The organism is Paractinoplanes ferrugineus (assembly GCF_016862195.1).
Taxonomy (GTDB): Bacteria; Actinomycetota; Actinomycetes; order Mycobacteriales; family Micromonosporaceae; genus Actinoplanes; species Actinoplanes ferrugineus.
In genome coordinates, this window is record NZ_BOMM01000031.1 from 1 (window position 1) to 20,912 (window position 20,912).

15 protein-coding genes are annotated in these 20,912 nt (G+C 70.8%); 8 read left to right on the forward strand and 7 right to left on the reverse strand.

Annotated features, from left to right (window positions below; translation table 11 throughout):
- The first annotated feature begins 1,936 nt into the window (after nt 1-1,936).
- Nucleotides 1,937-2,065: a hypothetical protein gene (locus tag Afe05nite_RS44570; RefSeq protein WP_275407482.1), complete on the forward strand. Its 129-nt coding sequence runs from the start codon at nt 1,937-1,939 to the stop codon at nt 2,063-2,065.
- A 32-nt stretch (nt 2,066-2,097) separates the two neighbouring features.
- Here the strand turns inward: Afe05nite_RS44570 and Afe05nite_RS17635 are convergent, their stop codons facing one another.
- On the reverse strand, nt 2,098-2,973 hold the full coding sequence (locus Afe05nite_RS17635) for a hypothetical protein (RefSeq protein WP_203818216.1): 876 nt from the start codon (nt 2,971-2,973) through the stop codon (nt 2,098-2,100).
- Nucleotides 2,974-3,543: 570 nt separating this feature from the next.
- Nucleotides 3,544-6,132, reverse strand: a complete 2,589-nt coding sequence (clpB, locus tag Afe05nite_RS17640; protein ID WP_203818217.1) for an ATP-dependent chaperone ClpB — start codon at nt 6,130-6,132, stop codon at nt 3,544-3,546.
- A 141-nt stretch (nt 6,133-6,273) separates the two neighbouring features.
- On the opposite strand from clpB, the gene Afe05nite_RS17645 reads away from it, so the two are divergent.
- The 4 genes from Afe05nite_RS17645 to Afe05nite_RS17660 all read left to right on the forward strand — a co-directional run bounded on the left by Afe05nite_RS17645 (nt 6,274) and on the right by Afe05nite_RS17660 (nt 9,868).
- A complete protein-coding gene (locus tag Afe05nite_RS17645) occupies nt 6,274-7,488 on the forward strand; it encodes a sugar efflux transporter (protein ID WP_239117919.1) in 1,215 nt (404 codons plus the stop codon).
- Between the two features lie 40 nt (nt 7,489-7,528).
- On the forward strand, nt 7,529-8,026 hold the full coding sequence (locus Afe05nite_RS17650) for a cation:proton antiporter regulatory subunit (protein ID WP_203818219.1): 498 nt from the start codon (nt 7,529-7,531) through the stop codon (nt 8,024-8,026).
- A gap of 49 nt (nt 8,027-8,075) precedes the next feature.
- Nucleotides 8,076-9,284: a cation:proton antiporter gene (locus Afe05nite_RS17655; protein WP_203818220.1), complete on the forward strand. Its 1,209-nt coding sequence runs from the start codon at nt 8,076-8,078 to the stop codon at nt 9,282-9,284.
- Between the two features lie 140 nt (nt 9,285-9,424).
- Entirely contained in the window at nt 9,425-9,868 is a 444-nt protein-coding gene (locus Afe05nite_RS17660) for a hypothetical protein (RefSeq protein WP_203818221.1), read from the forward strand.
- 4 nt (nt 9,869-9,872) lie between these two features.
- Here the strand turns inward: Afe05nite_RS17660 and Afe05nite_RS17665 are convergent, their stop codons facing one another.
- From Afe05nite_RS17665 to dnaK, 5 genes are all read right to left on the reverse strand, one after another.
- Complete coding sequence (locus Afe05nite_RS17665; protein WP_203818222.1) at nt 9,873-10,952, reverse strand: FAD-dependent oxidoreductase; 1,080 nt, start codon at nt 10,950-10,952, stop codon at nt 9,873-9,875.
- A gap of 110 nt (nt 10,953-11,062) precedes the next feature.
- Nucleotides 11,063-11,497 (reverse strand): heat shock protein transcriptional repressor HspR, encoded by a 435-nt coding sequence (locus tag Afe05nite_RS17670; RefSeq protein ID WP_203818223.1) that lies wholly within the window; start codon nt 11,495-11,497, stop codon nt 11,063-11,065.
- A gap of 21 nt (nt 11,498-11,518) precedes the next feature.
- On the reverse strand, nt 11,519-12,721 hold the full coding sequence (dnaJ, locus tag Afe05nite_RS17675; protein ID WP_203818224.1) for a molecular chaperone DnaJ: 1,203 nt from the start codon (nt 12,719-12,721) through the stop codon (nt 11,519-11,521).
- Nucleotides 12,722-12,788: 67 nt separating this feature from the next.
- A complete protein-coding gene (gene grpE, locus Afe05nite_RS17680; protein WP_203818225.1) occupies nt 12,789-13,430 on the reverse strand; it encodes a nucleotide exchange factor GrpE in 642 nt (213 codons plus the stop codon).
- A complete protein-coding gene (gene dnaK / locus Afe05nite_RS17685; RefSeq protein ID WP_203818226.1) occupies nt 13,427-15,322 on the reverse strand; it encodes a molecular chaperone DnaK in 1,896 nt (631 codons plus the stop codon). The genes grpE and dnaK overlap by 4 nt, the downstream gene beginning before the upstream one ends.
- A 1,024-nt stretch (nt 15,323-16,346) precedes the next feature.
- On the opposite strand from dnaK, the gene Afe05nite_RS17690 reads away from it, so the two are divergent.
- Genes Afe05nite_RS17690 through Afe05nite_RS17700 form a run of 3 tightly spaced genes read left to right on the forward strand, consistent with a single transcriptional unit; the run spans nt 16,347 to nt 20,909 of the window.
- Nucleotides 16,347-17,984: a GTPase domain-containing protein gene (locus Afe05nite_RS17690; RefSeq protein ID WP_239117922.1), complete on the forward strand. Its 1,638-nt coding sequence runs from the start codon at nt 16,347-16,349 to the stop codon at nt 17,982-17,984.
- A complete protein-coding gene (locus Afe05nite_RS17695; RefSeq protein ID WP_203818227.1) occupies nt 17,981-19,663 on the forward strand; it encodes a GTPase family protein in 1,683 nt (560 codons plus the stop codon). Before Afe05nite_RS17690 ends, Afe05nite_RS17695 begins: the two co-directional genes overlap by 4 nt.
- Nucleotides 19,664-19,697: 34 nt before the next feature.
- Entirely contained in the window at nt 19,698-20,909 is a 1,212-nt protein-coding gene (locus Afe05nite_RS17700) for a hypothetical protein (protein WP_203818228.1), read from the forward strand.
- Nucleotides 20,910-20,912 lie beyond the last annotated feature (3 nt).

Here is a 20,912-nt window from a genome sequence, read left to right on the forward strand (position 1 = left end):
TGCGGGCCGGGCCGGGCCGGTGCGGTGCGGTCGTAAGTGGGGACCAGGACCCGGACGGCTCCGGTCGCCTCGTAGATCAAGGCATCCTCATGCCCTGATCTACTCCATCGGGCGCGACCAGTATTTGTCGTCGTTCTTGCCCTGAGAAGCCGCTGTCTTTCCCTCGCCCTCGGTGGGCGGGGTCGAACTCGGGGGCGTCTCGGCCGGCGCTTCCAGGTGCGAGGCAGCTTCTTCCTCTGTCGCCGCTCCGACCCGATCAACTCCCGAGCCTTCCGCACCGCCGTCGACCGATTCGGCCCCGCCGAACCCGCCGACGGCCGACCCGCCCTCTGCGGCACCGTCCGCTTCGGCAGCAGCTACCGCACGGTCGCCTGTCCCAGAAGCACCTATCCCAGGAGCACCCGTCCCAGGACTGGCCGCCGCCCCCAGAGGGCTCGCCGGAGGGCCGGATGGCGGGCCTGCCGGTGCGCTTGCCGGCGGGCTCGCCCAGGGATTGGCCGGCGCGGGCCCGGCCGGCTGAGGCTGGCCGACCGGCGACGGCTCGGAAGCGCTGTCATTGCTCGAGGGGCTCGGCGGCGGACCAGCATCCGCCGGCGGTCGACCCCAAACGGCGGCTTGCTCGGCGCTAGCCGGCGCCGCTGGATGCGCAGGCCCAGCTGGATAGTCGGGCCCAGCCAGATATCCAGGTCCGGCCGGATATCCAGGTCCGGCCGCGGGACCGGGACCAGCGGGATAGCCGGGTCCGTAGCCACCCGGCTGCCCGGGGTAAGGCGGGAACCCGGCGGGCATCGGCTGACCTGGATAGGGAGCCTGCTGCCCGGGGTAAGCGGGCCACCCACCCGAGGCAGGCACCGCCGAACCGGGATGCGACGCAGCACCCGGCATCTCCGACCCCGGATACGGCGCAGACCCGGGCGCCGGCGCACCGGGATAGGGCGCGGACCCAGGAGCAACCGCGCCGGGATATCCGGGCCCACCGGGATAGGGCACAGCTCCCTGCGTGGGCCCACCCGGGTAAGGCGAACCCCCAGAGCCAGGACCGCCGGGGTAAGGCGAAGCGCCCTGCCCAGGGTTGCCGGGATAAGGCGAAGCGCCCGGGCCGCCGGGGTAAGGGGAGAAGTTCGGGTAGCCCGCCGGACCCGGGTAGGGGCCCGACACCGGGGCCACCGCGCCTGGCTGGGCCGGGGGCGGCGCCGGCTGGCCCGGGTAGGGCGGCAACCCGGGAGCGGGCTGACCCGGCTCACCCTGGGGTGCGTAGGGGCCGGCGTAACCGGGAGGCAGCGGCGGGTAGGGGCCGGCGGCGGGCGGGGCCGACGCGGATAGAGCGGAAGCGGGCGGGGCCGACGCGGGCGCGTACCCGTAAGGACCGTAGGCGGGCGGGGCGGAAGCCGGCATCGAAGCCGGGCCGGTCGGGTAGGGGCCCGGGTAAGGGGCTCCGTACTGCGGCGCCAGCTCGGGCGCGGGCGCGGTGGCCGCGGCGCGGCGGAAGAAGACTCGGGGGGCGGCCAGGATCAGGACGGCTACCAGAAGGTAGGCGATGATCTGGGCGACGGCCAGGGAGATGTTGGCGCCGAGCCAGCCGCTCGGGTAGGCGTCGGTCAGGCGTTGTCCGACCGAGGAGGCCACCGAGTCGCCGCCGCGCTGGACGCCGAGGGTGATCAGGGTGCCGGCGCCGGCCAGGACGCCGATGGCGCACACGACGAGGGTGGCGATCCGGGCTGTGTTGCTGCCTCGGCGCAGGGCTATCCCCAGCACGATGAAGAGGGCGAACACGATGATGGCCAGGACCAGGGCGATTGCCGCACCGAGCCAGACCACACCGACGTACGTGTCGGGGTCTGTCGCGCTGCCCAGACCGCCACCTCGGGTGACGTCGCGGAAGCGGCTCACTGTGCCGGGCGCCACCGACATGGTGGTGATCGCATAGATCAGCCCGATGCCGGCCATCGCCCAGAGCAGGATGGCGGCGGCGGACACCGCCGGCGGCCGCCCGGCCGGTGAAGGTGGTGCGACGGCGGGCGGCGGCGGCAGTGCTGGGTACGACATCGACGACTCCCCACGGTGATCCGTTGGCCCGAACCTACCGTGTTGGGAGGTTCAGGACGGGTTGGTGGGCGGATTGGGGGGTTGCTCCGGCGGCTGCTGACCGGGATAGGGCGGAAGACCACCCGGCGGGGGCTGCTGACCGGGGTACGGCGGCTGACCACCCGAGGGCGGCGAGTAGGGCGGCTGACCCGACGGCGGGTAGGGCGGCTGCCCCGGCTGCGGGTACTGGCCCTGCCCCGGCTGGGGGTAGGGAGCCTGCCCCGGCTGCGGGTAAGAGGGCTGGCCGGTCTGCGGGTAAGGGGGCTGGCCCGGGTACGGCGGGTAGCCCGCCTGCGGGTCCCACCCGGTCGCCGGCTGCTTGCGGAAGAACTCGTTGGACTTCGGCAGCGCCAGCAGGATGATCACGGCGAGGAGCGCGAGCAGCGAGATCACCGAGACGGCCGTGCTCACCGGGGTGTACCAGGAGGGCAGGGCGTCCTCGACCCGGCGCTGAACCTCGTCGGAGGTGGGCCCGCCGGTGGTGCCGCTGCTGCCGCCCAGCGAACTGGAGACGGCGTTGCCACCGAGACCGGCGCCGAAGCAGCAGAGCGCGATGCCACCGATCACCCAGGTGGTGATGCGGGCACCGTTCTTACCGCGGCCGTCGAAGTAGCCGAGGATCGCGAAGCCGGCGGCGAGCAGCAGGGCCAGCACCGCACCGACGGAGTAGGACGCCTTGATGATCGTCTCACTGGAGTCGGAGAGTGCTGTGCCGGCGTAGACGTCCTTGAGGGCGTCGGAGACCGTCCCGATGATCGAGAACGCGATGATCGCGCTGATCACTTCGAGGACGGCCACCAGGTAGAGAAGGTAGGACGCGGCGGTCACGACGGTGGGGCGGGGCCGCGCTGCGGGGCTGTCAGGTACGGAAAAATTGGGAACGGTCACGAATCCCCCATTCTTGATCGACGCTCACGGTATCGGGCTCGCGCCTCATCCGCGACCGCGCTACGCGCGGCGGCGCGCTGTGGCAACATCAGACGTTAATGGATGAAATATCCGGAAAATGGTCGCTCGTTCAGGGGGCGACACGGGGCGAACGAGGCCCCTACACTTCCATCCGTGGCGCCGACCTGGCAGCAGAGACCTCCGGCGACGCCACCTGCCCACACGAGTCGCCCGCCCCGCCGAAAAGGGGCCGAGGCAGACCGTGGCCGGGCAACTGTCCCGATACGCAAGCCGCGTGACCACACCGCGGCTGCCTCAGACTTAAGGACCGGTGAGTCCCACATGCCCCACGCTGACACGTTGACTGTCGTCCATCATGACGACACCCGCACCCGCTTCAAGGACGTGCGATATGAGCTCCATCGAGACGGCATCAGGATCTGGTCCGACGAGGGCGAGCACCATGTCACCGACATACTCATGACGCACGCCTACCGACAGCGGACAGCGACGCACTAGGCGCAAGACGAAAGGCCCCGGAGAACCCGGGGCCTTTCGCATGAGCGGATCTCAGCCGCGGGTGACCGAGAGGCCGTCCTTGCCGTCGCTCAGGTCGACCCGGACGGTGTCGCCGTCGCGGATGTCGCCCGCCAGCAGCGCCTTGGCCAGCAGGTCACCGATCGACGACTGCACGAGCCGACGCAGCGGCCGGGCACCGTAGATCGGGTCGTAGCCGTGCTCGCCGAGCCAGTCGACCGCCGTGGGAGAGACCTCGAGCCGCAGTCGCCGCTCGGCCAGCCGGGTGCGCAGCCGCCCGAGCTGGATGTCGACGATCGCCGCCAGGTCGCCCTTGGTGAGCGCGTGGAACACCACGATGTCGTCGAGCCGGTTGATGAACTCCGGCTTGAAATGCGCCCGCACCACCGCCAGCACCTCGTCGCGGCGTTCCTCGTCGCCCATGGTGAAGTCGGCGGCCTGGGAGCCGAGGTTGGACGTCAGCACCAGGATCGCGTTGCGGAAGTCGACGGTGCGGCCCTGCCCGTCGGTGAGCCGGCCGTCGTCGAGCACTTGGAGCAGCACGTCGAAGACATCGGGGTGGGCCTTCTCCACCTCGTCGAGCAGCACCACGCTGTACGGCCGGCGCCGCACCGCCTCGGTGAGCTGCCCGCCCTCCTCGTAGCCGACATAGCCGGGCGGCGCCCCGACGAGACGGGCCACGGAGTGCTTCTCGCCGTACTCGCTCATGTCGATGCGGACCATCGCCCGCTCGTCGTCGAAGAGGAACCCGGCGAGGGCCTTGGCCAGCTCGGTCTTGCCGACACCGGTGGGGCCGAGGAAGAGGAAGCTGCCGGTCGGCCGGTCGGGGTCGGCGATGCCGGCCCGGGCCCGGCGAACCGCACCGGCGACGGCGGCGACCGCCTCGCGCTGGCCGATGACGCTGGCCGCCAGCGACTCCTCCATGCGCAGCAGCTTGGTGGTCTCGCCCTCCATCATCCGGCCCGCCGGGATGCCGGTCCACGAGGAGATGACCTCGGCGATGTCGTCGGCGCCGACCTCCTCCTTGACCATCGGCGGCTCGGTCTTCTCCTCCTCGTCGGCCGCGGCGGCGGTGGCCAGCTCCTGCTCGAGCGCCGGGATCTCCTGGTATTGCAGGCGGGAGGCCTTTTCCCACTCGGCGTCGCGCTGCGCCCGCTCCAGCTCCGCGCGCGTGGAGTCGAGGCGCTTCTTCAGCTCACCGACCCGGTTGAGGCCGCCACGTTCGCGTTCCCACCGGGCGTTGAGCGCGGTCAGCTCCTCCTCACGGTCGGCGAGGGCACGATCGAGGTTGGCCAGCCGATCACGCGAGGCCGGGTCGGTCTCCTTTTCCAGTGCGAGTTTCTCGACACGCATCCGGTCGACCTGGCGCTGGAGTTGGTCGAGCTCGACCGGGCGGGAGTCGATCTCCATGCGGAGGCGGGAGGCGGCCTCGTCGATCAGGTCGATCGCCTTGTCGGGCAGGAACCGGTCGCTGATGTAGCGGTCGGACAGCGAGGCCGCGGCGACCAGGGCGGCGTCGGTGATCTGCACGCGGTGGTGGGCCTCGTAGCGACCCTTGAGCCCGCGCAGGATGCCGATCGTGTCCTCGACCGTCGGCTCGCCGACGACCACCGGCTGGAACCGCCGCTCGAGGGCCGGGTCCTTCTCGATGTGCTCGCGGTATTCGTCGAGGGTGGTGGCACCGACCATGCGCAGCTCACCGCGGGCGAGCATCGGCTTGAGCATGTTGCCGGCGTCCATCGAGCCTTCGCCCTTGCCCGCGCCGACGACCGTGTGCAGCTCGTCGAGGAACGTGACGACCTGGCCGTTGGACCCGCGGATCTCCTCGAGGACGCTCTTGAGGCGCTCCTCGAACTGGCCGCGGTATTGCGCGCCGGCCACCATGGCCCCGAGGTCGAGCGAGACCAGCTTCTTGTCGCGCAGCGTCTCGGGCACGTCGCCCGCCACGATGCGCTGGGCGAGGCCCTCGACGATGGCGGTCTTGCCGACGCCCGGCTCACCGATCAGCACCGGGTTGTTCTTGGTGCGGCGGGACAGCACCTGCACGACCCGGCGGATCTCGGCGTCCCGGCCGATCACCGGGTCGATCTTGCCGTCGCGGGCCTGGGCGGTCAGGTCGACGCTGTATTTCTCCAGCGCCTGGTAGGTCTGCTCGCCGTCGGGCGTGGTCACCCGCCGCTCGCCCCCACGGACCTGCGGGAACGCCGCCACCAGCGACTCCTCGGTGGCGCCGGCGTCCTTGAGGGACCGGCTCACCGCGCCGCCGCCCCGGGCCAGGCCGGCCAGCAGGTGCTCGGTCGAGACGTATTCGTCGCCCAGCGGCTGGGCGATCAGCTCGGCCTCACCGATGGCGTTGACGAACTCGCGGGAGAGCGAGGGCTCGGCGGTGCTGGACCCGCGGGCCGAGGGCAACTGCTCGATGGCGCGGACCGCGACCCGGCGGACGTCCGCGGGATTCGCTCCGACCGCGCGCAGCAGCGCGGGAGCGGTGGAGCCGCCGGTGTCCAACAGCGAAAGCAGAAGGTGCCACGGCTCGACCGTGGCGTGCCCCCGGCGACCCGCGTCGGCGACCGCGCCGGTGATGACGTCGCGGCTCTTGGTGGTCAAACGTTCGGCGTTCATGAGCTCCCCTGCAAAACTTGAGCCTGTGCCGCTCAACTCTATGCCGCGCCGTCCATGTCGACAACGCCGATCCGGGATCTGTCGTGATGCCCGACACGACCACCCCAGCCCGGTGCGTGCCGCGCCGTAACGTTGGGACACGTGCTCCGCCGGTTCCTGCCTCTTTCCCTGATCTTCATCGTGGTCGGCCTCGCGACCTCGTTCGTCGGCCCCTACCTGGCACTTTTCCTGGCGGACGGACTGCACGCCGGGCCGGTGGCGACCACCGTCTTCCTGACCGTCGCGCCGATCTCCGGCGTCGTCGTCTCGTGGCTGATCGGGCGGGTGTCCGACCGCCGGCCGATCCGGCGCCAGCTGCTCATCGGGGCGGCCCTCGCGGGCGCCGCCGGCACCGCGCTGACCGCGCTCTTCCAGAACTACTGGGCGGTCCTCGCGGTCACCGTCACGCTCACCGCGGTTGCCGGGGCGCTCTTCCCACAGAGCTTCGCGTACGCACGTCAGGTGCTCCAGCAGGGCGAACCGGGCCGGGCGGCGTTCGGGATCAGCGCGCTCCGCACGGTCTTCTCGGCCGCCTGGGTGGGTGGTCCGCCGATCGCCGCCGTCGTGCTGGCGGCGCACGGCTTCGGCTGGACGTACGGCCTGGCCGCGGCCCTCTACCTGGTCGGTGCCCTGCTGATCGTCGGCTGGCTGCCCCGCGTGCCGCAGCCGGCCGTCGGCGTCGCCGAGGTCGAGACGCGCGGCACCGCGACGGTCCGCCCGCGCACGCTCCTCCTGATCATCGCGAGCTTCACCGCGGTGACCACCGCGTCGACCCTGAACGTCCAGGCCATGCCACTGTTCGTGAGCGACGACCTGGGCGGCTCGATCAGGCAGGCCGGCCTCGTCCTCGGCGTCTGTGCGGCGGTGGAGATCCCGATGATGCTGGCGCTCGGCGCGTTGACCACCAGGATCCCGGTACGCCGACTGATCTTCGTGGGCGTCGCCTGCGGCGTGGCGTACCACACGATCGTGGTGGTCACGACCAGCGTCTGGGTGCTCATAGCGGCTCAGGTGCTGCAGGCCATGGTCATCTCGTCGGTGGGCGCGCTGAGCATCGCGTACGTGCAGGACATGATGCCGGACCACCCGGGCCGGGCCACGACGATGGTGACCAACACGTTCCCGATCAGCCAGATCATCGCGGCACCACTGTTCGGCCTGGCTCAGCACTTCGGCTTCCGGCTGGCGTACGGGATGAATCTGGCCCTCTGTGTGGTGGGTCTGCTCCTGCTGCTGGCGAGCGGTCGCCGGAAGTGGACCGCCCCGCGGCCCGCGGCTGATCAATTCTCCGGTGCAGAACCGGCATATCGCCCATAATGGAGAAGTGCCCCCCGTCGAGTCCGTTACGGTTGACGACGTGCGTGTACGGGTCGAACAAACTCCGCTGCCGGGAATCGGCGTCCGCCATGACCTGGTGACTTCCTCCGGTCGTACGGTCGGGGTGGTCTCCCACCGCAACGGCCGCCGCGACCTGGTGCTGTACGACGTGGACGACCCCGACTCGTGCCTGGCGTCGATCCCGCTCACCGACGGTGAGGCGGAGGCCCTGGCCGACGTGCTCGGCGCCTCGCTGATGCTCGGTCAGCTCGCCGGCCTGCGTCAGCAGGCCGCGGGTCTGCTGACCGAGCAGATCGCGCTCCCGGCCGGCTCGCTCTTCGTGGGCCGCAAACTCGGCGATACCCGGGCCCGCACCCGCACCAGCGCATCGATCGTGGCCGTCCTGCGCGATCGCGACGTGATCGCCTCGCCCGGCCCGTCCTTCGTCTTCGAGGCGAACGACGTGGTCGTCGCCGTCGGCACCCGCGACGGTCTGGACGGCGTCACCGCCATCCTGGCCGGCGAGCACGACGACTAGGCCCCCTGTGCCCACCCGCGGCGGAAAACCCGAGAATTAAAGGCGGACGATGCACAGTACGACGGTCCTCCTCATCGAGGTCGGCGCGCTGCTCTTCGCGCTCGGCATGCTCGGCCGGCTCGGTCGCACCATCGGCCTCTCGCCCATCCCGCTCTATCTCCTGGCCGGCCTCGCCTTCGGACACGGCGGTGTCATCCCGCTCTCGGCCAGCGAGGAGTTCATCCAGGTCGGCGCCGAGATCGGGGTCATCCTGCTGCTGGTCATGCTCGGCCTGGAATACTCCGCCACCGAGCTGGTCGGCAACCTGCGCGCGGCCGCCCCCGCCGGGCTGATCGACGCCCTGCTCAACGCCCTGCCCGGGGCCGGTTTCGCGCTGCTGATGGGCTGGGACTGGCGAGCCGCGCTGGTGCTGGCCGGCATCACCTGGGTCTCGTCCTCGGGCGTGATCGCCAAGGTGCTCGCCGACCTGGGCCGGCTCGGCAACCGGGAGACGCCGGTGATCCTGTCGGTGCTTGTCATCGAGGACCTGGCGATGGCGTTCTACCTGCCGCTGGTCACTGCCGTGCTGGCCGGCGTCGGCCTGGTCGGTGGGATCCAGGCGCTGGCCGTCGCGGTGGTCACGGTGATCGCGGTCCTGGTCGTGGCGATCCGGTACGGCAGCGCGATCAGCAAGGCCATGTCGGTGAGCGACCCCGAGGCGTTACTGCTCAGCGTGCTCGGCCTGACCCTGTTCGTGGCGGGGGTGGCGGCCGAGCTCAAGGTCTCCGCCGCGGTCGGCGCGTTCCTTGTCGGCATCGCGCTCTCCGGCCCGGTCGCGCACCACGCCACCCAGATGCTGGAACCGCTGCGCGACCTGTTCGCGGCGGTGTTCTTCGTCTTCTTCGGGCTGTCCACCGACCCCGCCGACATGCCGCCGGTGCTGCTGCCCGCGCTCGGCCTGGCCGTGATCACCATGTCGACCAAGATCCTGACCGGCTACCTGGGCGCCCGCCGCGTCGGCATCGCGCTGCCCGGCCGGTTGCGGGCCGGTCTCGCCCTGATGCCACGAGGCGAGTTCTCGGTAGTCATCGCCGGGCTCGCGGTGGCCTCCGGGGTGGAGCCTCGACTGGCGCCCCTTGCTACCGCTTACGTATTGATCACCGTCGTCACTGGTCCGATGCTCGCGCGGCTTCCCGATTACACCTGGTTCAAGAACCTCGTCCGGCGGCGGATGGCCCTGACACAGGCTCGGGCGACCCCCGTACCCGCAGGTGAGTGACCTTGATTACGGCCATTACTGCGTAAAGCTACTGACCAGTATCCGATTGTGACGCCCTACCACTTCCGCATGAACATTGAGCGCGCTACCGTTCCGGCTCGACAACTACGTGTTATCCGGACTTTCTGGTAGGCGGCGGCGTGACTGTGCGTGAGTCGACTTTCTACGGGTTCGCGAACCCGGTAGATCCCCGGCCTGAAGAGATGCAGGCGTGGGCGTACCAACCCGAGTCCGTCCCCCTCGACGCCATGCCCGGCGACTGGGATCTGTTGATCTCCGGTGACGTGCTCGCGCCGACCCTGTTCGAGCTGGCCATGGACAGGCAGTGCCCGGCGCGCCGCTTCGCGCTGCACTGCATGTACATCTACGCCGCCGACGGAGTCCGGCAGAACGCGACCGGCCAGCGCAAACGCCGGCTCAAGAAGTTCGTCGAGCGGGCCGAGGAGGTCGGCGACGAGCCGATGTCGATCTGGGCGCACAACTGCCGCGTGCTGTTGAGCCGCCCCGAGACGTTCGACTACTCCGACTGGATCGAGGGCGGCCTGGTCCGCCACCCGCGCCGCCTCGGGATGTTCGGCCGCTGACGGCTCAGCCGGCGAAGGACCGGAACAGATCGGCCAGCCGGCGCGCACCGTTCGGCTCGAACAGCTCGACGAGATTGGCGGACGACTCCTCGGCGGCCGCGCGGGCTCGGGGAAACATCGCGGCCTCGTAAGCCGCGAGCGCGTCCTCCACGGCACCCGGGTGCGCGACGATCGCCTGGGCCAGCTCGGCACCGTCCCGCATGGCCAGGTTGGCACCCTCGCCGGCGAACGGTGACATCAGATGCGCGGCGTCGCCGACGAGCGTCACCCCCGGCGTACGCGACCAGCGATGCCCCACCGGCAGGGCGTAGATCGGCCGGGTGGGCAGCGCGCCTTCGCTCGCCGTGAGGAGCGCGCGCAGGTCGGGGTGCCAATCGGCGAACAGGTCGAGCAGTTCGTCGCGGGTCGCCTCGTGACCGGCCCAGTCGGCCGGCTTCTTCACCGCGACGTAGGCGCAGATCTCCCCGTCCGGCTCCCGGTGGGCGAGGAATCCGCGCTCGTCGTCGAGCGCGAAGAGCATCCCCGCGCCGACCACCGGGTGCTTCGCGGCGTCGGGCAGCCGGATCTCGACGAACGACAACCCCGAATAGACCGGCTGCTCGGCGGAGACCAATGCCCTGATCTTCGACCAGGCGCCGTCGGCGCCGACCAGCAGTTCCGAGATTTCCGTACGCCCATCGGCGAAGCTCAGCTCATGACCGCCGGCGACCGGCCGCACCCCGGTGACGCGGGAGTCCCAGCACACGGTGCCGTCGGGCAGCGAGTGTAGAAGCAGGTCGCGCAGCGCACCCCGGTCGATCTCCGGCCGCTGGTCGTCGCCCGCGTCGTCGAACAGCACGGTGGCGTGCTTGTCGAGCACCCGGGTGGCGTCCCCGCCGGTCAGCACGTTCCGGCGGAACTCGTCGAACAGGCCCGCCGCCCGCAACGCCATCTGCCCCGACTCGACGTGCATGTCGAGCATGCCGCCCTGGTGCCGGGCCTGCGGCGAGGCATCCAGGTCATAGAGCACCGACTTGACGCCGTGCCGGTCGAGCACCCGCGCCAGGATGAGCCCGCCCAGTCCCGCTCCGACAATCGTGATCATCTCAGCCTCCTCGTCGTTACTCCCGATCATACACGAACGCCTTCGTAACGAACATGTTCGCGAGACTAGTAAAAAGCGGCCCTTCCACGCTGGGAAGGGCCGCTCCGGAGTTACTTGTCGGCGGACCGGCGCGGGCGCCAGACCACCAGGGCTGTCGACGGGGCCTCCTGGCGAACCAGGTCGCGCGTCGAGTACGGACTTTCCATGTGAGCCATCCGGGTGTACGCGTCGTCGAGCTGCTGCTCCAACTCGGCGATCCGGTGTTGCAGGTCGGCAACCAACTGCTCGAGGCCGATGATGCGCTTGATGCCGGCCAGGTTGACGCCGTCGTCCTGGCTCAGTCGCTGCACCTCGCGCAGCAATGCCACGTCCCGTTCGCTGTAACGCCGGCCGCCCCCACCCGCCCGGCCGGCCTGCACCAGGCCGAGCCGGTCGTACTGGCGCAGCGTCTGGGGATGCATGCCGGCCAGCCGTGCGGCCACCGAAATGATCAGGACCTTCGCATCGGAGGCCTGCTCCACGGAGATGTGGATCTCTTCATACATGTGCCACCTCCCGATCAGGTGCTAACCGCCTCGGCGCACTCGCGCCTCAAGCCGGTCCCGCCCGGCCGGCGGGGTCAGTTTGGCGAAACGCTCCAGCGCGTCTCGGGCTTCCCCCGTGACGGAGTCCGGCACCTGAACCTCGACCGTGACGATCAGGTCGCCGGGTAATCCGTCCTTGCGGGCCACGCCCTTGCCCCGGGCCCGCAGTTTGCGTCCGCTCGGGGTGCCGGGTGGCACCCGCATCGTCACCGGGCCGTCCAGCGTCGGAACCCGCAGGTCGGCACCGAGCACCGCCTCGGCGATGCTGATCGGCAGGGTCAACGTGAGGTCGTCCCCGCTGCGCCCGAACAGGTCGTCCGGACGCACCGCGACCTGCACGTAGAGGTCACCGGCCGGACCGCCCCGATCGCCCGGCTCACCGCGCCCGGAGAGCCGGATGCGCTGGCCGTCGGCCACCCCGGAGGGGAACCGGACGTTTATCGTCCGAGCCTTGGTGACCCCGCCCGTGCCCCGGCACTCGGGGCACTTCTCGTCGACGATCGTGCCCGCGCCCTGGCACTCCCGGCACGGCTCACTGAAGCTGAACGAGCCCTGATTACGGGAGATCAGGCCACTGCCGTGACACTGCGGACAGGTGCGTGGCGAGGTGCCCGGCTTGGCGCCGTTGCCATGGCAGGTGTCGCACGCCCCGGCCGACCGCAGCGTCAGCGGCAACGTCGTGCCCTTCACCGCCTGCACGAAGTCGAGCGTCACCTCGGTCTCGACATCCCGGCCACGACGTGGCCCACGCCGGGCCGCGGCACCGCCGCCCGGGCCACCGCCGGAGAAGATCGAGCTGAATATGTCGGAGAAGCCGGCCCCGCCGAATCGGCGATCACCGGGGCTGCCGGCCCCGGCTCCCGCACCGGAGAACCCACCGAACAGGTCGGAGGGGTCGAACTGCGTGCCGCCCGGGCCCGAGCGGGCGCCCCGTCGGAACGCGCCCGAACCGAACAGGGAGCGCATCTCGTCGTACTCTTTGCGCTTCTTGTCGTCGGACAACACGTCATAGGCCTCGGACGTGGCTTTGAACTTCTCCTCCGCCTCCCGGTTGTCCGGGTTGCGGTCGGGGTGAAGGTCGCGCGCCAGCTTCCGGTACGCCTTCTTGATCTCGTCGGTTGAGGCGGACTTGTTCACGCCCAGCACAGCGTAGAAGTCCTTCTCGAGCCAGTCCTTCGAGCTCATCGCGTCCACCTCCTCCTAGCGGTAGTCCCGCCCACCGCGGCGCGGTGGGCGGGACGAGCCTGTGAGATCACTCCGGGTCGGCCACCGCGACCATGGCCGCACGCAGCAGCCGCTCGCCCAGGGTGTAGCCCCGTCGCATCACGTCGACGCAGGTCGGCTCCGTGACGTCGGCCGACGTGAGGTGTGCGACCGCCTCGTGCCGGTTCGGGTCGAACGGGTCGCCCTTCTCGCCGAACCCGGTGAGACCGAGCTTGCCGGTCACCGCGGTCAGCGACTCCGCCACCGAGGCGAACGGGCCGACCAGGTCACCGTGCTCCCGGGCCCGATCGATGTCGTCGAGCACCGGCAGCAACGCGGTGAGCAACGCCCCGGTGGTGAGCTCGGCGGCCACCGACCGGTCGCGGTCGACCCGCTTGCGGTAGTTGGCGTATTCCGCGGTCACTCGCTGCAGGTCGTGGGTCCGCTCGTCGAGCTCGTTGCGCAAGGCCTCGAGCTCGGCCCCGAGGGCCGGGGCGGCCGCCTTGGTCTCGGCGGCCTCCCCGGGCTCGGCGCCCTCTTCCGGCTCGGCGGCGCGATGCGCACCCCCGGTCGCCTTGTCCTCGGCGTCGGCCTTCGCCTTGTCGTCGGACTTGGCATCGATCTTGCGGCGGTCCCGGATGACGACCCGCTCGGTCGCCTGACCGTCGTTCTCGTCGTCCGCGGCAGTCACTTCTTGTCGTCCTCCACGATCTCGGCGTCGACGACGTCGTCGGCGCCACCAGCGGGACCACCGGCGGCGGGACCACCGGCGGCAGCGGACGGGCCGGCGCCGGTGGCGCCACCCGGAGCCTGGGTGCCGTCGGCGCCCGGAGCCGCCTGCGTGCCGTCACCCTGCGAGTAGAGCAAGGAACCGGCCTCCTGGGAGACCTGTGACAGCCGCTCGTGCGCCGACTTGATCTTGTCGATGTCGGAACCACCGAGCGCGCCCCGGAGCTCGCCGAGCGCCTCGCCGATCTTGCTCTTGCTCTCCTCGGGCAGCTTGTCGCCGCTCTCGGCCAGGAACTTCTCGGTCTGCCACTGCAGCTGCTCGGCCAGGTTGCGGGTCTCCGCGTCCTCGCGACGCTTCTTGTCGTCGTCCGCGTGGTCCTGAGCGTCGCGCATCATGCGCTCGATGTCTTCCTTCGGCAGCGCGGAGCCGCCGGTGATCGTCATCTTCTGCTCCTTGCCCGTGCCCAGGTCCTTGGCGGACACGTGCACGATGCCGTTCGCGTCGATGTCGAAGGAGACCTCGATCTGCGGGACGCCGCGGGGAGCCGGCGCGATGCCGCTGAGCTCGAACGTGCCGAGCTTCTTGTTGTAGGCGGCCATCTCGCGCTCACCCTGGAAGACCTGGATCAGCACGGACGGCTGGTTGTCGTCGGCCGTGGTGTAGACCTCGGAACGGTGCGCCGGGATGGTCGTGTTGCGCTCGACCAGCTTGTGCATGATGCCGCCCTTGGTCTCGATGCCCAGGGACAGCGGGGTGACGTCGAGGAGCAGGACGTCCTTGACCTCGCCCTTCAGCACACCGGCCTGCAGCGCGGCACCGACCGCGACGACCTCGTCCGGGTTGACGCCCTTGTTGGGCTCCCGGCCGATCATGCCCTTGACCAGGTCGGCAACCGCCGGCATGCGGGTCGAGCCACCGACCAGGATGACGTGGTCGATGTCGGAGAGCTTGACGTCGGCGTCCTTGATCGCGGACTCGAACGGGCCCTTGCAGCGGTCGAGAAGGTCCTGCGTCATGCGCTGGAACTCGGACCGGGACAGCGACGTGTCCAGGTGCAGCGGGCCGTCCGGCCCGGCCGTGATGTACGGCAGGTTGATACTCGTGGTGCTGGCCGCGGACAGCTCGATCTTCGCCTTCTCGGCCGCCTCGCGCAGACGCTGCAGGGCCATCTTGTCGGCGCCCAGGTCGATGCCGTGCTCACCGCGGAACGTCTTGACCAGGTGGTCGATGACCCGCTGGTCCCAGTCGTCGCCACCGAGGTGGTTGTCACCGGAGGTCGACTTGACCTCGATAACGCCGTCGCCCAGCTCGAGCAGCGAGACGTCGAAGGTGCCGCCGCCGAGGTCGAAGACCAGAACGGTCTGCTCCTTGGAGCCCTTGTCCAGCCCGTAGGCCAGAGCGGCGGCGGTGGGCTCGTTGACGATCCGCAGGACGTTGAGGCCGGCGATCTCGCCCGCCTCCTTGGTGGCCTGGCGCTGCGCGTCGTTGAAGTAGGCCGGCACGGTGATGACCGCGTCCGTGACCGTCTCACCGAGGTAGGCCTCGGAGTCGCGCTTCAGCTTCATCAGGACCCGCGCCGAGATCTCCTGCGGGGTGTACTTCTTGCCGTCGATGTCGATCGACCAGTTCGTGCCGACCTCGCGCTTGACCGAACGAATGGTCCGGTCCGGGTTGGTCACCGCCTGACGCTTGGCGACCTCGCCGACGAGCACCTCGCCGTTGCGGGCGAAGGCCACGATCGACGGAGTCGTCCGGGAGCCCTCCGCGTTGGCGATGACGGTGGGCTCGCCTCCTTCCAGAACGCTGACGCAGGAGTTCGTGGTGCCGAGGTCGATGCCGACCGCACGTGCCATGGTGGTCCTCGCTTCTTACTTCCAGACAAGGTTGAGTGGAGCAGACTCAATGATGCCACGGGCGCGCTCGTCGTCAACTCGAACTTGAGCCAAGTGGGCGCAACTGCTGCGCATCCATCGACCGCTGCAGTTCGGTAGATAGCTGTACGGTCACGGCATACCGGCACCTGTTGTACTGCATGCATAGATCGGGCACTCTTTAGCCGTGACGACGCACGGTGACGCGGTCGGTCCATCGGCCACAACCGCCGTGGACGCCGCTAAGAAAGAGCCCGCCGGATCGGACGAAAAGGGCCTGACAAGCACGGTTTCGACCGATGCCGGCAACCACTCTGATCCTACGGAAGCCGTCGTGTCTCGTCAGCCACATCCCGATCCCACCGACGAGGCGCCCACCGAGGGCGCCAAGTCGGTTGCGGACAGTGATCCAGCCACCATGATCGAGTCACCGGAAGCGGCCTCGACGGGGCCGGATGACTCTTCCGACCAGCCGGTAACCGAAAGGTCATCCGTCCGGGAAACCGCCACAGAACCGGCAGAGCCGGCAGCCAAAAGTGAGTCGCAGCCCACAGCGGCCGCCGAGCCCGAACCCGCCGTCGCGCACAAACCGGCCACCGCGCCCCCACCGGCCGCCCAGCCCACCGCGGAACTCCAGCCCGCGCCGACGCGTGCGCCCGAGCCGCAGCCCGACCCGACCACGGCGCTCCCGGCCGAGCCGAAGTCTGAGCCGTCGACACCCGCTCCCCGACCGACGCCGACCACCGCCCCCGAGCCGGAAACGGCCGACGCGGCCGACGCGGTGCGCGAGCCGGAAACGGCGCGCGAGGCTGAAGTAGTGCGCGAGCCGGAAACGGCGCGCGAGGCTGCGGTGGTACGCGAGGCTGGAACTGTGGGTGAGTCAGGCGGTGTGCGCGAGTCCGGGACGGAGACGCCGCCGGTCGAGCCGCCGGCTGCCGTCGGACAGCTCGCCACGGCGCTCAGCAATCTTCGAGCGGCGATCGGCGGATCGTCGTACCCGCTGGTCATGCCCTCCGCGGAGGAGGCCCGCCGGGTCGGTGCCGCGCTTGTCGCCCAGCTCGACGACTATCTTCTGCCGCGCCTCGCCCGGCTCGACGCGCCCCTGCTCGTGGTGGTCGGCGGGTCCACCGGGGCGGGCAAGTCCACCCTGGTCAACAGCCTGGTGCGGACGCCGGTCAGCACGGCCGGCGTGCTCCGGCCGACGACCCGGTCGCCGGTGCTGGTGAGCAACCCGTCCGACCTGCCATGGTTCCGCCAGGGTCAGCTGCTTCCGGGGCTCGTCCGCACGCCCGAGTCGAGCGCGGATCCTCGTACTCTGCAAATTGTCTCCGCCCCGGCGCTCGGCGCCGGACTCGCGTTCCTTGATGCCCCCGACATCGATTCGGTGGTCGAGGGCAACCGGAAGCTGGCCGCTCAGCTGCTGGCGGCGGCCGACCTGTGGTTGTTCGTGACGACGGCCGCGCGCTATGCCGACAACGTGCCGTGGGAGCTGCTCACGACGGCTCGGCTGCGAGGCACCGTGATCGCGCTCGTGCTCGACCGGGTCCCTCCGGAGGCGGCCGCCGAAGTGACCAGCCACCTGCGCGAGATGCTCACGGCTCGCAACCTCGGGGCGGCACCGCTGTTCGTGTTGCCCGAGACCACCCTCGACGGCCAGGGCCTGATCGCCGAGGACACGATCGGGCCGCTGCACGACTGGTTCAAGCAACTGGCGGCCGACGCGAGCGCGCGCTCGGCAGTGGTGCGGCAGACGTTGGACGGCGCGCTGGCGGCGCTCGGCCCGGCCGTGGCCGGCCTCGCCGACGCCGCCGACGACCAGGCCGTGGCCGCCGGCGCGCTGAACGAGCGGGTGACGATCGCCTATCGCAACGCCCGCCAGGTGATGGTCGACGGGCTGCGTGACGGCCGACTGCTGCGCGGTGAGGTGCTGGCCCGCTGGCAGGAGTTCGTCGGCACCGGCGAGTTCATGCGCACCCTGGAGAACCGGGTGGGGCAACTGCGCGACCGGGTGCTCGCGGCGATCACCGGTCGTCCGATGCCGGGCCGCAATCTTCAGACGGCACTCGAGTCGCAGCTGGTCACGTTGCTTCGGGGGGTGACCACGGACGCGGCCGAACAGGCGTACGCCGCATGGCAGGCGCACCCGGCCGGCGCCGCCCTGCTGAAGCCGGAGTTGCAGCGCGCCTCGGCCGACCTGCCGCAGCGCGCCGATCGCCTGGTGCGCGACTGGCAGCAGTGGGTGCTGGGCCTGGTGCGTGAGCAGAGTTCGGAGAAACGGGTTGTCGCGCGGGGCGCCGCCTATGCGGTGAACGGCGCCGGCCTGGCCGTGATGATCGCCGTCTTCACCTCGACCGCCTTCATCCCGACCGGGCTGGAGTTCGCGGTCGGTGCCGGGACCACGGTCGCGGCGCAGAAGGTGCTCGAGGCGATCTTCGGCGACCAGGCGATCCGCGGGCTGGCCAACCGGGCCCGGGAGGATCTGCTCTTCCGGGTGGGTGAGTTGCTGGATGCCGAGGCCGCCCGCTACACCGAACGTACGGCGGCGACCGGTCTCGACCTGGCGCCCGCCACCGACCTGCGCCGGGCCGCCGCCGATGTGGAGAAGGCCCGTGCCGAACTCGCGTTGACCGGGAGCGCGACATGAGCTTGGTTGAGAAGGTGCGCGCGGCATTGACGAGCACCGACGGCCGGATCGACGCCGAGGACCTGGTGCAACGGCTGGAGTCGTTGGCCAAGTTCCTGCGGCTGGTCGACCCCTATCTGCCCGACGCCGAACTGGTGGCGGCGCACACGCTGGTGGAGCGGGCGGGCAACCGTCTCGCGCTGTCGCGTGACCACACCGTGGTGGCGCTCGCCGGCAGCACCGGCAGCGGCAAGTCGAGTCTGTTCAACGCGCTCGCCCGGCTGAAGCTGTCGCCGGTCGGGGTGCGCCGGCCGACCACCGGCGCCGCCCACGCGTGCGTCTGGGGTCCGCTGGAGCCGGCCAACCGGCTGCTCGACTGGGTGGGGGTGCTGCCTCGGCAACGCTTCATCCGGGAGAGCGCTCTCGACGGCGACGACGAGGCCGCCCTGCGTGGTCTCGTGCTGCTCGATCTGCCCGACTTCGACTCGATCGAGCGCAGCCACCGGCTCGAGGTCGACCGGCTCCTCGGCCTGGTCGACGAGATCATCTGGGTGGTCGACCCGCAGAAGTACGGCGACCGGATCCTGCACCAGGCCTACCTGTCGCAGTTCAGTACGCACGCCGGCGTCACCATCGTGGTCCTCAACCAGGCCGACCGGTTGTCCACCCAGGACACCGAGACGGTGCTCGGCGACCTGCGCCGTCTCCTCGAGGAGGACGGCCTTTCCGGCGCACCGGTGCTGGCCACCTCGGCCAAGCAGCCCGGCATGCTGGCCGAGCTGCGCGGAACCCTGGAGAAGACGGTCGCCGACCGGCAGGCCGCGCTGCGCCGCCTCGCCGGCGACCTCGAATCGGTGAGCGTCCCGCTCACCGAGATGATCGGCCCACCGGCCGCCGAGGACGAGGTCGACCGGGCCACCGTACGGCAGCTCACCGACGCCCTCGCCGCCTCGGCCGGGGTGAACGCGGTCGCCGACGCCGCCGCCGGTTCCTACCGCCACCGGGCCGCCGCCTCCACCGGCTGGCCGGTCCTGCGAGGTCTCCGCAAACTGCGCGCCGATCCGCTGCACCGGCTGCACATGAGCGACAAGCCACCGACCGACTCGGTCTCCACCGACATCGTGCCGCGCACCTCGCTGCCCGAAGCGGACGCCGCCCAGAAGTCGGCGATCGGGCTCTCGGTGCGGGCCGTCGCCGGCCGGGCCGCGGCACCGCTGCCGCCGATCTGGGCCCCGGCGCTGGCCGCCGCGTCCCGCTCGCGCCTCGGCGACCTGCCCGACGCGCTCGACCGGGCGGTCGCCAAGACCGACGTGGGGGCCAACCGGACCCCGTTGTGGTGGCGCGGTGTCGGGCTCCTGCAGTGGCTGTTCGTCGCCGCCGCGATCTTCGGCCTGGGCTGGCTGCTCTCCGGCTACGGGGTGCGGGTCCTCGGCCTGCCTGAGTTGCATCACCCGAAGGTCGGCGAGGTCCCGCTGCCCACGTTGCTGCTGCTCGGGGGACTGCTCGGCGGAGTGCTGCTGTGGTTGCTGCTCAAACCGCTCGTCGAGTGGGGCGCGCGCCGGGCGCGGGCCCGAGCCGAACAGCAGTTGCGGGCGGGCGTCACCGAGGTCGCGCGGGAATACGTGGTGGCTCCCGTGCGGGAGGTGCTCAACGCGTACGCGCAGGCACGGGAGGCTCTCACGACCGTTCGTTCGGAGTAGTCACCGGACGGCGCCGCCCCGGTACGCTCGCGCTATGTCGGCAACCCAGACTCCGTACGAGGCGGTGCTGCACGCGGCCCGCGACGTGGCGAAACTCGAGTGTGCACTGGACGCCGAAATGCTGGGCACGGCGCTGCTCGGCAGCGTCTACGCGGTCGCCGAGAACGACCGTGCCGCAGCCGTCCGCGAGTTCGTGAGCGAGTTCCTCGCCGCCACCACCCGGCGCCGCACAGCCTCGGCGACCACCATCCGCGAGGTTTTCGCGACGCTGGTGCCCGACGCCCCCGGCGCCGCGCAGGTGCGGCGGGGCGCGCAAGCGCCGTCGTGGACGGCCCAGCTCGGGCGGGTCCGGCCGACCGGCTGCTACGCCTACGGCGACGTGTACGGCGATCAGACGTCCTACCTGGTCACGTTCGCCTACGAGGACACTGCCGACGGCGGACCCGAGCACGCGGTCGTCGCCCTGGTCGACCACAACATCGGCATCACCAAGGACGTGTTCGTCGGCTCGCACGCCGCCCGCATCCTTCAGCAGGTGCGCGAGATGTGCGCCGGCGACGAGCTGACCTGGTTCCGCGAGGAAGACCCGGGCCGCCTGCGCGACGAGGTCGACCGCCATCTGGCCATCACCGACGGCCTGAGCGATCTGCCCGCCGACGGCTCCCTCGCCACCGACCGGGCACTGGCCTCGGCGAGGCTCGCACTTCTGCCGTCGGCGTCGATCCCGCCGCTGTCCGAGCCGCCCCGGCCCAACAACTCCGACCTGGCCCGCGACTTCCTGGCCAGTGCCGAGGCGGCCGAATACGGTCTGGACAAGATGGACGCCGACGAAGAAGTGGCGTCGCTGCACTTCTGCCTGAGCCTGCTGCTCGACCACGCGGCCAGCCTGCCCGGCGCCGACCCGCTCCGGTGGAGTCCGGCCGTGGCCGGCCTGTTCCTGCTCGACTGGGTGCACCGCCGCGCCGTCCTCGACATGGACGACGCCGCGATGCTTCCGCGGGTGACCCGGGCCTGGTCGGCCTACACGACCCGGCGGCGTGCGCTGCCCGAGGCGGCCGCGACCCAAACCGCCGACATGGTCGAGGAGATGATCCCCGAGTTCGCCCGGCTCTACGCGACCGGCGAACGGCGCAGCCCGGCCACCGCGGCGGTGGCCCAGCTGATCTCCGAGGGTGTCGACCCCGACGACACCGAGGCCATCGAGGCCTGGATCGAGGCCAACCGCTACCGCCTCGACGAACCCTGAGCG

Bases quoted from the DNA above. Each gene is read 5' to 3' on its own strand.
- Afe05nite_RS44570 (WP_275407482.1), top strand. From the start codon at position 1,937: ATGCCGGCCATCGCCCAGAGCAGGATGGCGGCGGCGGACACCGCCGGC.
- clpB (WP_203818217.1), bottom strand. From the start codon at position 6,132: ATGAACGCCGAACGTTTGACCACCAAGAGCCGCGACGTCATCACCGGC.
- Afe05nite_RS17655 (WP_203818220.1), top strand. From the start codon at position 8,076: ATGCACAGTACGACGGTCCTCCTCATCGAGGTCGGCGCGCTGCTCTTC.
- Afe05nite_RS17665 (WP_203818222.1), bottom strand. From the start codon at position 10,952: ATGATCACGATTGTCGGAGCGGGACTGGGCGGGCTCATCCTGGCGCGG.
- Afe05nite_RS17670 (WP_203818223.1), bottom strand. From the start codon at position 11,497: ATGTATGAAGAGATCCACATCTCCGTGGAGCAGGCCTCCGATGCGAAG.
- dnaJ (WP_203818224.1), bottom strand. From the start codon at position 12,721: ATGAGCTCGAAGGACTGGCTCGAGAAGGACTTCTACGCTGTGCTGGGC.
- dnaK (WP_203818226.1), bottom strand. From the start codon at position 15,322: ATGGCACGTGCGGTCGGCATCGACCTCGGCACCACGAACTCCTGCGTC.
- Afe05nite_RS17690 (WP_239117922.1), top strand. From the start codon at position 16,347: ATGCCCTCCGCGGAGGAGGCCCGCCGGGTCGGTGCCGCGCTTGTCGCC.
- Afe05nite_RS17695 (WP_203818227.1), top strand. From the start codon at position 17,981: ATGAGCTTGGTTGAGAAGGTGCGCGCGGCATTGACGAGCACCGACGGC.
- Afe05nite_RS17700 (WP_203818228.1), top strand. From the start codon at position 19,698: ATGTCGGCAACCCAGACTCCGTACGAGGCGGTGCTGCACGCGGCCCGC.